Origin of the sequence: Eubacterium sp. CAG:161 (assembly GCF_000432355.1) — a bacterium.
Classification (GTDB): Bacteria; Bacillota; Clostridia; order Lachnospirales; family Lachnospiraceae; genus Eubacterium_G; species Eubacterium_G segne.
The window spans coordinates 1-13,141 of record NZ_HF991865.1; the positions used below are offsets into that span (position 1 = coordinate 1).

Sequence of the window (13,141 nt, forward strand, 5' to 3'; positions counted from 1 at the left end):
CCACATCTTGCAGCAATCGTGTAAAGTGCTTTGTAATTCTTTGCGTATTCGTTAAGACCGGAAGCGTCTGTCTGAAGAAGAGATGCCATCTGGTCAATAAAAGAACCTGTACCACCGGCACAGATACCGTTCATTCGCTGTTCAATACCATTAGTGAAATATATAATTTTGGCATCCTCGCCACCTAACTCAATGGCAACATCAGTTTGAGGTGCATAATCCTCAAGGGCAGAAGCAACTGCCACAACCTCCTGAACAAATGGAACTTTAAGATGGTTAGACAAAGCAAGACCACCGGAGCCTGTAATCATAGGGGCAAGTTCCACATTTCCTAATTGTGACTGCGCTTTCTTTAACAGTGAAGCAAGGGTTTCCTGAATATTAGCATAATGTCTTTCATAATCTGAAAATACCATATTTTTATTCTGGTCTAATATGGCAATTTTAACTGTAGTAGAGCCAATATCAATACCCAGAGTGTAATAATTATTATCCATTTAATCCTCCAATTAATTCATATAAAAATGCCTAAATAAGACATAAATAGTCTAAAATGTTGAAAATAATTCTCAAAACGACTTCCTATTATAATATAAATACATGAAAAAAACAACTAAACTATATTATGTGGGTGAGTATAAATAATGAATTTTTGGTGAAATGTATAAAATATATTAATACAAAGTATAAAGTAGTTTGACAAACACAGGTGTAGAATTTATACTGTAATTTGGATTGTAGAAAAGATTAACATGTTAGACAGGAGCATTTTATATGGCATCAAATTTTGAGAGAAAATATGGAAAATATGCAATAAAAAATTTGTCAGTATATTTGATTGTGGCCTATATCATCGGGTATATGTTACAGATAATAAGCCCGGAAATATCGGAATTTCTGGCATTTAATCCCTACTGGGTATTCAGGGGACAGGTGTGGAGAATATTCACATGGATTTTAATGCCACCGGAACAGCTTTCCATATTTACAATTATCATGCTTTTACTGTACTACCAGTTAGGTCAGGGGTTAGAAAGAGCATGGGGAACTTACAGATACAATGTATTTATTTTTTCGGGATTTATATTTACCATATTAGGTGCTTTGGTATTATATGGAATTTTAATGGGAGTGGTATATTTTGGCATACTTCCAACATCTGCGTTTAGTGAAATGACAGCTTATGGAATATCAGATTATACCTACTATTTTGGAGCAGTGTTTGGAAGCTACGTAAGCACTTTTTATGTTAATATGTCAATTTTTCTGGCATTTGCGGCAACATATCCGGAGGAGCAGCTGCTATTGTATTTTATTATCCCAATAAAGATTAAATGGATGGGATATTTATATGGAGCCTTTCTTTTAGTTGATATTTTTGATGCATTTAAGAATAATACAACAGTTGTGGCAATAGTTATTACGGTACTAATTGTTGTATCACTTCTTAACTTCTTGATTTACTGGTTAAGAACACGAAATAAAAGCAGGTTTAATCCTAAACAGGTAAAAAGAAGACATGAATACAGGCAGTCGGTACGTCAGGCAAGACCTGTAAAGCACGAAAATGGAGCACTTCATAAGTGCTATATATGTGGAAGAACAGAGTTAGATGACCCTAATCTTACTTTTAGATATTGTTCAAAGTGCAGTGGAAATAAGGAATATTGTCAGGATCATCTTTTTACTCACGAACATAAATAAAGGGAAGGAATAAAATGCAGGAAAATTTTAGTAGAAGCGCCGGAATTTTAATGCCGGTTAGCAGTTTACCGTCACCGTACGGTATAGGAACCTTTGGAAAAAGTGCATACGAATTTGTGGATAATCTTGTAATGGCAAGACAGAAATACTGGCAGGTATTGCCTCTTGGTCCTACAAGCTATGGGGACAGTCCTTATGCATCGTTTTCGGCATTTGCCGGAAATCCTTATTTTATCGACCTTGATATGCTTATTGAAGAGGAACTTTTAACAAGAGAATACGTTGAAAGTTTCAGATGGAATATGGAAGAACAGTATGTAGATTATGGAATGATGTATAATTCAAGATTTACTGTTTTAAAAGAGGCATATCATAACAGCAAGCATTTGGGAACAGAGGAATATCAGGACTTCTTAGAAGAAAATGAGTTCTGGCTTGATGGATATTGTCTATATTGTGCATGTAAAAAGAAATTCAATTACATGGCATGGCAAAGCTGGGATGATGATATTAAATTCAGAAAAGAAAAGGCTTTACAGCTATATAAAGAGGAATTAGCTGAAGAAATAGATTACTACAGATTTATTCAGTTTATGTTTTATAAGCAGTGGAATAAGTTAAAAGAATATGCCAACGAAAAGGGAATTGAAATTATTGGAGATATCCCTATTTATGTGGCAATGGATTCTGCTGATGTGTGGCAGAATCCGGAAGTATTCCAGTTAGACGAAGATTTAGAACCAAAGAAAGTGGCAGGGGTTCCACCTGATGCTTTTTCTGAGACAGGTCAAAGATGGGGAAATCCTCTTTATGACTGGGAAAAAATCAAAAAAGATGACTTTAGCTGGTGGCGAAAGAGAATGGAACATTCAGCAAATCTTTATGATGTTATCCGTATTGACCATTTTATAGGAACGGTTAAGTATTATGCCATTCCTGCTGAGGATAATGACGCAAGAAACGGTAAGTGGTGTAAGGGACCGGGAATGGATTTAATTAAGGCAATCGATGAATCCATTAACGGTAAAAGTATAATTGCAGAAGACTTAGGCGTTAAAATGCCTGAGGTTGTGGAAGTGCTGGAAAAGTCAGGGTATCCGGGAATGAAGGTACTGGAATTTGCCTTTGACGGAGATAGAAAAAATGACCATCTTCCTTATAACTGGATTCCAAATGTTGTGGCATATGGAGGAACCCATGACAATGATACTTTGGTTGGGTATTTTTCAGGAATGCAGCACTGGGAATTAGGCTACATAAGGGAATATATGGAATGCAGAAACGGAAGTATAGAAGATTTAGTTGACAAAGTTTTTAAAACAGCATATGAAAGTGTCGCAAATCTTGTTATATTCCAGATGCAGGACGTACTTAAGGTAGGTCATATTGGCAGAATGAATCTGCCGTCATCTATGGGGACAAATTGGAGATGGAGAATGTTAAATGGACAATTTAGCCATGATAAAATCGAAAGATTAAGATACTTATGCGATATTTATGGCAGATAAATAAACACAAAAAAAGATACCAGGAGGACTGAAAATGACTAAAAAACCATTTATTACACTTGAACAGGTACAGGAAATTGTAAAGAAATATCCTACACCATTTCATATTTATGACGAAAAAGGATTTGTCGACAATGCAAAGAAAGTATATGAGGCTTTTTCATGGAATAAGGGCTTTAGAGAGTATTTTGCAGTAAAGGCAACCCCTAATCCTTTTATCATAAAGAAGTTAGCAGAAGTTGGCTGTGGAGTTGATTGCTCATCATATACAGAATTAATGATAGCAGACAAGTTAGGACTTAGAAATGATGAAATAATGTTTTCATCTAATGAAACACCGGAAGGGGAATTTGCTTACTGCAACAGCCTTGGGGGAATTATTAATTTAGATGATATAACAATGATAGATTTTATGGAAAAGGAATGTGGTATTCCGGAAACTGTAAGCTGCAGATTCAATCCGGGTGGAGTTTTTGAAGTATGCAACGGCATTATGGATAATCCGGGAGAGTCAAAATATGGAATGACCTTAGACCAGATTACAGAGGCATTTAAGATTTTAAAGGCAAAGGGTGTAAAGAATTTTGGTATTCATGCATTTTTAGCCAGCAATACAGTAACAAATGAATATTATCCAATGCTTGCCAAAACAATATTTGAGTTGGCAGTTACTCTTAAAAAAGAAACAGGAGCAAATATTAAGTTTATTAACCTTTCAGGTGGCGTTGGTATACCATATAAGCCGGATCAGAAGCCAAATGATATTATGGCTATTGGAGAAGGTGTCAGAAAAGTATATGAAGAAATCCTTACACCGGAAGGCATGGATGATGTGGCAATATACACTGAAATGGGACGTTTTATGATGGGACCATATGGTGCTTTGGTAACAAAGGCAATTCACGAAAAGCATATCTACAAGGAATATATTGGGGTAGATGCATGTGCTGCAAACCTTATGAGACCGGCAATGTATGGGGCATATCACCATGTAACGGTTTTAGGAAAAGAAGATGCACCATGCGACCATGTATATGATGTTGTAGGTTCGCTTTGTGAAAATAACGATAAATTTGCAGTGGACAGAAAACTTCCAAAAATTGATATGGGAGATTATATATACATCCACGACACAGGGGCTCACGGATTTGCTATGGGGTATAATTACAACGGCAGATTACGTTCAGCTGAATTGCTGTTAAAGGAAGACGGCAGTGTTGAAATGATCAGAAGAGCAGAAACACCTAAAGATTACTTTGCAACCTTTGATTTCTGCGATATTATGAAATAAAAATAGTAAAGAGCAGGCTTTTATGAAGAAGATAGTTGGAGATTTATTAAAAAACAGAAATGTAGAAAGCGGTCTTAAGGAATATTATGGTAAATTTATGGAAATAAATAATAAATATGCCTTTATAAGACTTGCCATGAATTATTATACTTATTACGTTGTGAAACAGGAAAGCGACGGAATAATGGATGCAGATTATGATTCTTATTTAAAAAAAGTAAACTGTATCATAGAAAAATGCGCCAAAGATAACAACGAAAACGTGACGGAAGATATTGATACGTTAAATGAAATCAGAGATGAAATCATTGGAAAAGTAAAAGATGTTACCTGTTATGTGGATATGTATAATATATACGAGCACGCTATTAACCGTGTTGAATACAGGTTTAGGGATGATGAACTTCCTGATGGCTATTCTGATGAAAATTATACAAGAAAACTTATGCAGTATATACTTGAAGATGAAGATAACATGATGGTCAACAGCAAAATAAAAGATGTTGTAGGTCAGCTTCCTTTAAAACTAACTAAAAGTAAGTTTTATGATATGCTTTCAAACGGTTTGTCTATATACAATGGAAGTACAAAAGATAGCGTGGATGACTTTCTGTATATGATAAAAAGTTCCTCCATGCTTGAAAAAACAGCATCCATGGAGGAAAGCTATCCATATTTGGCAGAAGCCTTTAAACAGTTAAAGGATATACACTTTAAGGAAATTACAAATGAGCAGTACGAAGAGGCAAAGGATATTCTTTCAGAAATTGCCGCATATATTGATGAACAGATGGACGGGGCAATGATGATACAGGAAATCCTTAACGATTTGCTTTTAGTGCTGTATACCAATGAGTTTTGCGTAAATGACAATATAGTAAAAGGCTGCGTGGAAATAATAAAGGATACCAACCTTTTATTTATGAACAAATTCAGTCCGAAAACATTAGAAGAAATAGAGGATATGTTCGTTATGTTAGAAGGGGAGCAGGAAAAGATTTATCCGTTGCTTGCTTCTTATGATATAACAGACCAGATAAAGGAGAGTTTTTCGGAAACCATTTCTCAGCTACAGCTTGACGAGGTTTATGAGGTTGTGTATAGACTTCCAAAATTAAATTCTGACAGTATGTTTGTGGAGATGGAGAAAGAACCGGATAATTCTGTTGCTGATGAAGATTACATTGAAACTAAGAAAAAGGAGTTATGTGATGAGTACGCTAAGTTATTTAAGGATAACGAAAAGGCAGTAAACAGAGCGGTTTTGTCCGTTGCAATATCTGAACTTCCAATATTCTTTAATAATATAAGTGAACTTCAGGATTTTATTTACAATACACTGGTAACATGTAACGATAAGGCTGAAAAGCTGGCGTGTATAGAAATTTTAAATGGTATAATGCAGGCTTAGCTTTAAAGTTGTAGCAGGAGTGGTATATGAGATGGTACGAAGATTTATATGTAGGGTATAACCTTTTGGATAAAAAAAGACAGGTTATGAGAAAAATAAAAAATGGAAAACCTCAATTAAATAAGTACGTTATCACTTTGCCACAAAATGACTACGATACATTGGAAATATACCCGTCAAATATTTTAAATCAGAAGTGGTATCGGGATTCAGACATTGTAGTTGTGGGAATAACTGAAGGCATGGAAGAGGCAATGGATATGATACAGCTGATTATAATGGATTGCCTTAATGATACGGGAGAAGTTAAAGTTAAGAAATATATAATGAGCAAAATGGAAGCAGGGGAAGCATAGCCTATGGTACATATTTTGTTTTTGATTTTAAAAATAATAGGTATAGTATTGTTGGTTCTACTTACTCTTGCCTTTCTTATATTGCTATTTCCCATTAGTTACAGGGCAAAGGCTGATTTAAATGAAAAGTCATATAATGCTACAGTTAAGGCGTTCTGGCTGTTTGGTATAGTACATTTTGGATTTGTAATAAATAATACCGGGAAAAAATATTGTTTAAGAATTTTAGGAATTACTGTAAAAAGGTATTCTGAAAAAGAAAAGCATTCAAAAAAATCAGAAGATGATTTTAAGTATAATGTAAAGAAGGAAACTGCTGAGAACACCATAAGTAAGGATGAATTGCCCCCCCCGGCAAAAACGGAAGGCAGGCAGGGGAATGCAGATAATAAAGACAAGTCCGATATTATTAATATAAATATACAGGAAGAAGATGTATCTGAAAAACAGAAAGATGCAACTTTAAAAAAGCCTAAGGACAAGCCTAAGAAAAAAATTAAAATATCTGAAATAATTACGAAAATTAAAGATAAAATAAAGGATATATACAATAGAATAAAAGAAGGTTTTCAAAATTTAGATAATTTAAAGAAAAAGGTGGTAAGATACAAGAAAATTCTTACTACAAACAGAACAAAAGAGGCATACAGGTTTGCAAAAAAATATGTTTTAAAGATATTAAAACATATACTACCTAAAAAAGTCAGAGGCAATTTAAGAATCGGATTTGAGTATCCCGATGAAACAGGAAAAGCCATTGGATACATTGCCGTGATATTTGGTATGTTTAACATTAATCCAAAGCATTTTAGAATAAACGCTGATTTTGAAAATAAGGTAATGGAAGGCAACATCAAGGCGAAGGGTACAGTTACGGTGGGCATTGCCGGATATTATATCTTAAGATTATATTGGAACAAGAAACTTAGAAGTGTAATAAGAAAATTAAGCTAAAGGAGGCAGCATATGGCAGATAATAAAAAAAGTACAGATGACTTATTAAAGGCAATGGAACAGTTTATTACTACAAAGTCTGTGGTAGGAGAACCTATAGTGGTAGGTGAAACCATTATTTTACCAATGGCAGATGTATCTTTTGGAATGGGAATCGGTACTTTTTCAAAGGGTGACAACGGGACAGGAGGTGTAGGAGGAAAAATTACTCCTAGTGCCGTTCTTATTATTAAAGATGGTTCATCAAAGCTTATTAGCGTAAAAGACAATGATGGAATTTCAAGAATTATTGATATGGTGCCTGATATTGTAAATAAGTTTACATCAAAAAATGATGACGATTATGATGAAGATGAGAATATAAACGATTAATAAATTATTACCGAAAGATAGGGCAAAATCCTGATTTGGTGGTAAAAAAACGCAATAAATGCATAAAATATATCATAAACAATAAGGATAGGAAAAAAGATGCATAAGTTATGTGGTTTTGCTTTATTCTGGTTAGCAGTGGGAATGACATTATCGTTATTAATAGAAAGTACATTTTTTGTGGTTTGCATAATAATTATATGCCTTATAGCAGGTTTTAATTTGTTTTGCTGCAAACCCTGATAAGGAGAAATAAGTGAATATAGCAGATTTATTTAAGAAAAAAACAGTATTTTCCTTTGAGGTTTTTCCACCAAAGAAGGAAAGTGGTGTAGAAACAATTTATAAGACACTTGAGGAATTGAAACAGTTAAATCCTGATTTTATTAGTGTAACTTATGGTGCCGGAGGAGTAGGTGTTGCAAATGCAACAACAGTAGACCTGTGTTCTAAAATAAAGAACGAATACGGTATTGAAACTATTGCTCATTTAACATGTCTTTACAACACAAAGGAAGACATTGACAGAATACTTGAAGAATTAAAGGAAAAGGGAATAGACAACATTCTTGCTTTAAGAGGAGATGTTAATCATAATTTTGAATTAAAGCATGATTTTAGGTATGCATCAGAACTTACTGAGTATATTATGTCAAAAAATATGGGCTTTAATGTTTCAGGAGGATGCTATCCGGAGGTACATCAGGAAGCAGAAAGCATGATTGCTGACATAAAAAATCTTAAGAAAAAGATTGACGCAGGTGCAGACCATCTTATTTCTCAGTTATTCTTTGATAACAATGCTTTTTATGACTTTATTGAGAAAGTAAGAATAGCAGGGATTGATGTTCCTATTGAGGCAGGAATAATGCCTGTAACCAACAAGAAACAGATAGAAAGAATGGTTTCCATGTGTGGTGCAAGTATCCCGGCAAAGCTTTCAAAGGTGTTACAGCGTTTTGGTGATAATCCGGAAGCTATGAGAGATGCAGGTATTTCATATGCCATTGACCAGATAATTGATTTAGTAGCCAATGGTGTTGAGGGTATTCACATTTACACTATGAATGATCCTTATATTGCAGGAAAAATAACAAAAAGTGTTGAAAGTATCATAAAAAACTAATAGATAAACAGGTTGGCATTATGGTAAATAATAACAGAAACGTTATAATTGAAGACATTAATTTCGATGAAGCTCTTAGATATATGGGATATGGGAATCAGATTCCCGATGACACAACAAAAGAGCTTCTTTTGTTGTGTGCAAAACAATTAAAAGAGGCTATGGAGCCTAAGTTTACATATAAGGTGTTTGATTTGGTTGACGGTCAGATACCTAACAGTGAGTTTAAATTAGAGGGTAAGGCAATTGCTAATCATCTTGAAAACTGCGAAAAAGTGGTGTTTATGTGTGCAACCTTGTCGGGAAATGTTGATTTGCTAATTAGAAAAAAACAGATTACAGGTATGACGGAGGCAATCATAACAGATAGTCTGGCTTCTGCCGTTATTGAACAAGTATGTGATAAGGCGGAAGAGGTTATATTAAAGGATTTTAAGGACTATGAGCATACATGGAGATTTGGATTGGGATATGATGATTTTCCTCTAGAGGGTCAGAAAAAGTTTCTGGAAATTTTAGATGCCTCAAAGCGTGTGGGGGTTTGTGTAAACAGCAGTATGATGCTTACTCCTACTAAGTCCGTAACCTGCGTTATAGGTTTAGGACACAATCTTAAGGTTTCCAGTCAAAAGAGCTGTGATACATGTAATTTTAGAGAAAAATGTCAATTTAGAAAGGAAGGAAAAAGCTGTGGCAGGTAATAGTATTTTTGAGAGAGACTATGTACTTTTAGATGGAGCAATGGGAACAATGCTTCAAAAGAAAGGTATGGAAGTGGGAACAGTTCCTGAAACCCTGAATATATTAAAGCCGGAGTGGATTGTGGATATTCATAAAAGTTATATTGAAGCAGGTGCTGATATAGTATATGCCAACACATTTGGTGCTAACAGATACAAAATGGAAAATACCGGTTATTCCGTAAATGAATTAATTAGTGCTGCAATTAAAAATGCAAAGGAAGCAGCAAAGGGTACAGATACATTAGTTGCCCTTGATTTAGGTCCTATAGGTCAACTTCTTGAACCTACAGGAAGCCTTACTTTTGAAGAGGCATATGATATTTTTAAGGAAGAAGTGGTAGCTGCTGAGGGAGCAGATGTTATTGTAATAGAAACAATGACTGATTTGCTAGAAACAAAGGCTGCCGTTCTTGCCGCAAAGGAAAATTCTAACCTTCCTGTAATGACTACAATGACATTTGAAGAAAATAAGCGTACATTTACGGGATGTTCCGTATCTGCCATGTGTCTCACATTGCAGGGACTTGGGGTAGATGCATTAGGTGTCAACTGTTCATTAGGACCAAAAGACTTGCTTCCTATAGTTGAGGAAATATCCAAGTGGACATACCTTCCTATTGTGGTAAAGGCTAATGCAGGATTGCCTGATCCGGTCACTAATACATACAATGTATCGGCAGATGAATTTGCAACTATCTGTAAGGAAATGCTTAAGTTTGGTGCAAAGGTTATGGGTGGATGCTGTGGTACAACTCCGGAATATGTTGCAAGATTAAAGGAAATGCTTGAAGAAGCAAAGAAAAACGGCGATTTCAAGAAAAATAATTACAGTGGAGAAATGGCTGTATGTTCACCTCTTAAAACCGTTGTAGTAAATCAGCCTAGAATTGTTGGGGAAAGAATTAATCCAACAGGAAAGAAACGCTTTAAGCAGGCGCTTATTGAAAATGACATGGATTATATTTTAGGACAGGCTATAGAACAGATAGAAGGTGGAGCAGATATATTAGATGTAAATGTTGGTCTGCCTCAAATTGACGAAAGAGAAATGATGATTAAAACCATTAAAGCTCTTCAGTCAATTGTAGACGTGCCATTGCAGATAGACTCCACCAAGCCGGAAGTTTTAGAGGCGGCTCTTCGTGTGTACAACGGGAAGCCTATAGTCAATTCCGTTAATGGAGAGGATGCAGTTCTTGATAAAATACTTCCTGTAGTTGCCAAATACGGTGCTGCTGTTATTGGTCTTACATTAGACGAAAACGGCATACCGGATAGTGCAGAAGGAAGAGTAAAAATTGCCGAAAAAATTATGAACAGGGCAATGGAATACGGAATCAGAAAAGAAAATATTATAATTGACTGCCTTACTCTTACGGTTTCTGCTGAACAGAAGGCTGCTCAGGAAACTCTTAAGGCACTTAATATTGTAAAAAATAAATTGGGACTTAAAACAGTTCTTGGAGTATCAAATATTTCCTTTGGACTTCCTAACAGGGAAATTGTAAATAAAACATTTCTTACAATGGCACTTCACAGTGGTTTGGATTTACCTATTATTAATCCTAATGTTTCATCTATGGTGTGGGCTGTTAAAACATATAAGGTATTAGCGGCAATAGATGAAAATGCAATGGATTTTATAGAGTATTCTAACAATAATCCCATAGAGGTAGCTGTTAAAAAAGATTCTACAGAAACAAAAACGGTAAAAAGTGCAGGAGCAGTATCTCTTGGAAGCAAAGAGGCAGATATGCTTCTTCATGCAATGGAAACAGGAATGAAAAATGACGGAAGAAGTATAACTAAGGATTTGTTAAACAACACAGATGCCATGGTGATAATTAACGAAATGCTTATTCCGGCACTGGATGTGGTGGGAGATAAATTTGAAAAAGGCACAATATTCCTTCCACAGCTTATTTTGGCGGCAGATGTGGCTAAGGAATGCTTCGAGGAAATCAAGTATTATCTGGCAAATAACGGTGAGGTATCTGAAAGTAAGGGTAAAATAATAGTAGCTACAGTAAAAGGTGACATACATGATATTGGGAAAAATATTGTTAAGGTTATACTGGAAAATTATGGCTTTGATGTTATTGATTTAGGCCGTGATGTAGACCCTATGGCTATAGTTAATTCAGCTATAGAAAATGATGTTCATCTGGTAGGTTTGTCAGCTCTTATGACAACAACCCTTGGCTCAATGGAAGAAACCATTAAGCTTTTACGTGAAAATAATGTAGAATGCAAGGTTATGGTAGGCGGTGCTGTTTTAACAGCAGATTATGCTATGCAGATAGGGGCAGATTACTATGCAAAGGATGCAAAAATGAGCGCAGATATTGCTAAGGAAGTTTTGTGTGATTAAAGTTTAGGAAAAAACGATTTTACAACAATATAAACGTTAAGTTGTATTTGACATTATGCCAATAAAATAATACAATTTTAGTATATGGTTCGTTAAACGTTAAACGCAGAATTGATAAATAAATAGTGAAGGGAGAAACAAATGATGAAAGGGAAGATAAGAAAAATACTTAGCTTACTTATGGCTTTTACTATGGTTATGAATTTGAATTTGGTAACCGGTTATTCAGTAAAGGCTGCTGTCGATTATGATGTTGTTATAACTAAAGTTGGCATTTATCAGAAAGATGGCGCTACAAAGGTATATGCTGACTACAAAAATGTGGGAGCAGCAAGTGTTGGAAGTGACTTTAATATGTCATTTTATGTTAATAGGGAAAGCATAGGAACTGAAAAGATTGCGGCAGGTTTAGGCACAGGAAAAACAGCAAGGGTTGAATACACAGTAAGTGGTTCATATAGTGGCAAATGTTTAGTTACGGCCATTGCTGATATAAACGATGGAAATACATCCAATAATAACCGTACATCTCAAAGAGACGTAAATAGTGCAGAACCTGTTACAGAGCCGGAAACAGCGGAACCGGAGACAACAACAGTAGCACCGACTACACCGGAAACTACAACTGAAGCTCCGACTACGAAACCAATATATGATCATGTTAAAATTACGGGAATAACATATTCTCCTGAAAATCCAAAGGTAGGAGATACTGTAAAGATTACAGTAACAGCTAAAAATGAAGGTGACCAGATGGTTATGAATAAGCATGTTGCTGTGAAGATTGGCAATCAGACACTAAAGGGAACTATCACAATCCCTGCAGGAGAGACAGGCTCAGTGACAGTGAATGAATGGAAGCCTACAGAGGCAGGTGTTTTTACAGCAGATGCGTCTATTAAAATAGACGATAATAGTTCGGTTACAGGTCAGGTTAGCATTACGATAGCTGCAGCATCTACTGAAAACATGGAAGCTAAGGTAGTGGCTTTAGGCGGATTCCCAAGTGAAATATATGAGGGAGATGTAATTACATTTGTAACCTTAGTTCAGAACACAGGTAATGTAGTAATACCGGCAGGAACAAAGTACACAGTTAATATGGCTATAGATGGTTCATCATTCCAGACAATTACTTTGTCTCAGGATATTCCTGTAGGTGGATACGTTAAGATAGAAAGTAATTGGACAGCCACCCGCGGTGGACATACCATAATGTCTAGTATGGATGGCAGCGACGTTACTAAGAAAATTAACGTCGCAAAAAAAGAGAACAAAGATTACACAGCTTCCACAGGTGGTATG

The 13,141-nt window shown here is 35.4% G+C and carries 12 protein-coding genes; 11 read left to right on the forward strand and 1 reads right to left on the reverse strand.

Features of this window, described 5'->3' with window-relative positions; all coding sequences use genetic code 11:
* A partial coding sequence (locus tag Q5O30_RS05945; protein ID WP_302674610.1) for a BadF/BadG/BcrA/BcrD ATPase family protein occupies nucleotides 1-497 on the reverse strand: 497 nt, incomplete at its 3' end.
* A 277-nt stretch (nucleotides 498-774) separates the two neighbouring features.
* Between Q5O30_RS05945 and Q5O30_RS05950 the strand changes: the two genes are divergently transcribed.
* The 11 genes from Q5O30_RS05950 to Q5O30_RS06000 form a co-directional block, all read left to right on the forward strand.
* A complete protein-coding gene (locus Q5O30_RS05950; protein WP_021952838.1) occupies nucleotides 775-1,704 on the forward strand; it encodes a hypothetical protein in 930 nt (309 codons plus the stop codon).
* Between the two features lie 14 nt (nucleotides 1,705-1,718).
* The gene (gene malQ / locus Q5O30_RS05955) at nucleotides 1,719-3,212 is read left to right on the forward strand and encodes a 4-alpha-glucanotransferase (protein ID WP_021952839.1); all 1,494 of its coding nucleotides are present in this window, start codon (nucleotides 1,719-1,721) and stop codon (nucleotides 3,210-3,212) included.
* Between the two features lie 34 nt (nucleotides 3,213-3,246).
* On the forward strand, nucleotides 3,247-4,503 hold the full coding sequence (locus Q5O30_RS05960) for a diaminopimelate decarboxylase (RefSeq protein ID WP_021952840.1): 1,257 nt from the start codon (nucleotides 3,247-3,249) through the stop codon (nucleotides 4,501-4,503).
* A 22-nt stretch (nucleotides 4,504-4,525) separates the two neighbouring features.
* Nucleotides 4,526-5,914, forward strand: coding sequence for a hypothetical protein (locus Q5O30_RS05965; protein ID WP_021952841.1), 1,389 nt, complete (start codon nucleotides 4,526-4,528; stop codon nucleotides 5,912-5,914).
* 26 nt (nucleotides 5,915-5,940) lie between these two features.
* Nucleotides 5,941-6,270, forward strand: coding sequence for a hypothetical protein (locus Q5O30_RS05970; RefSeq protein ID WP_021952842.1), 330 nt, complete (start codon nucleotides 5,941-5,943; stop codon nucleotides 6,268-6,270).
* 3 nt (nucleotides 6,271-6,273) lie between these two features.
* Nucleotides 6,274-7,224: a hypothetical protein gene (locus tag Q5O30_RS05975; RefSeq protein ID WP_021952843.1), complete on the forward strand. Its 951-nt coding sequence runs from the start codon at nucleotides 6,274-6,276 to the stop codon at nucleotides 7,222-7,224.
* Nucleotides 7,225-7,236: 12 nt separating this feature from the next.
* Nucleotides 7,237-7,596: a GerW family sporulation protein gene (locus Q5O30_RS05980; protein WP_021952844.1), complete on the forward strand. Its 360-nt coding sequence runs from the start codon at nucleotides 7,237-7,239 to the stop codon at nucleotides 7,594-7,596.
* 256 nt (nucleotides 7,597-7,852) lie between these two features.
* Entirely contained in the window at nucleotides 7,853-8,722 is an 870-nt protein-coding gene (gene metF / locus Q5O30_RS05985; protein ID WP_021952845.1) for a methylenetetrahydrofolate reductase [NAD(P)H], read from the forward strand.
* 20 nt (nucleotides 8,723-8,742) lie between these two features.
* Nucleotides 8,743-9,423 carry a vitamin B12 dependent methionine synthase activation domain protein gene (locus Q5O30_RS05990; RefSeq protein WP_021952846.1) on the forward strand — a complete coding sequence of 227 codons (681 nt, stop codon included), beginning with the start codon at nucleotides 8,743-8,745 and terminating at the stop codon, nucleotides 9,421-9,423.
* A complete protein-coding gene (locus Q5O30_RS05995; protein ID WP_021952847.1) occupies nucleotides 9,413-11,836 on the forward strand; it encodes a homocysteine S-methyltransferase family protein in 2,424 nt (807 codons plus the stop codon). Before Q5O30_RS05990 ends, Q5O30_RS05995 begins: the two co-directional genes overlap by 11 nt.
* 141 nt (nucleotides 11,837-11,977) lie before the next feature.
* Nucleotides 11,978-13,141, forward strand: a 1,164-nt coding sequence (locus Q5O30_RS06000) for a hypothetical protein (protein ID WP_302674611.1), incomplete at its 3' end; no start/stop codon positions are given.

Excerpts from the sequence above, each read along its gene's own strand:
- Q5O30_RS05990 (WP_021952846.1), top strand. The coding sequence starts at position 8,743 with ATGGTAAATAATAACAGAAACGTTATAATTGAAGACATTAATTTCGAT.
- Q5O30_RS05980 (WP_021952844.1), top strand. The coding sequence starts at position 7,237 with ATGGCAGATAATAAAAAAAGTACAGATGACTTATTAAAGGCAATGGAA.
- Q5O30_RS05970 (WP_021952842.1), top strand. The coding sequence starts at position 5,941 with ATGAGATGGTACGAAGATTTATATGTAGGGTATAACCTTTTGGATAAA.
- malQ (WP_021952839.1), top strand. The coding sequence starts at position 1,719 with ATGCAGGAAAATTTTAGTAGAAGCGCCGGAATTTTAATGCCGGTTAGC.
- Q5O30_RS05965 (WP_021952841.1), top strand. The coding sequence starts at position 4,526 with ATGAAGAAGATAGTTGGAGATTTATTAAAAAACAGAAATGTAGAAAGC.
- Q5O30_RS05950 (WP_021952838.1), top strand. The coding sequence starts at position 775 with ATGGCATCAAATTTTGAGAGAAAATATGGAAAATATGCAATAAAAAAT.
- Q5O30_RS05975 (WP_021952843.1), top strand. The coding sequence starts at position 6,274 with ATGGTACATATTTTGTTTTTGATTTTAAAAATAATAGGTATAGTATTG.
- Q5O30_RS05960 (WP_021952840.1), top strand. The coding sequence starts at position 3,247 with ATGACTAAAAAACCATTTATTACACTTGAACAGGTACAGGAAATTGTA.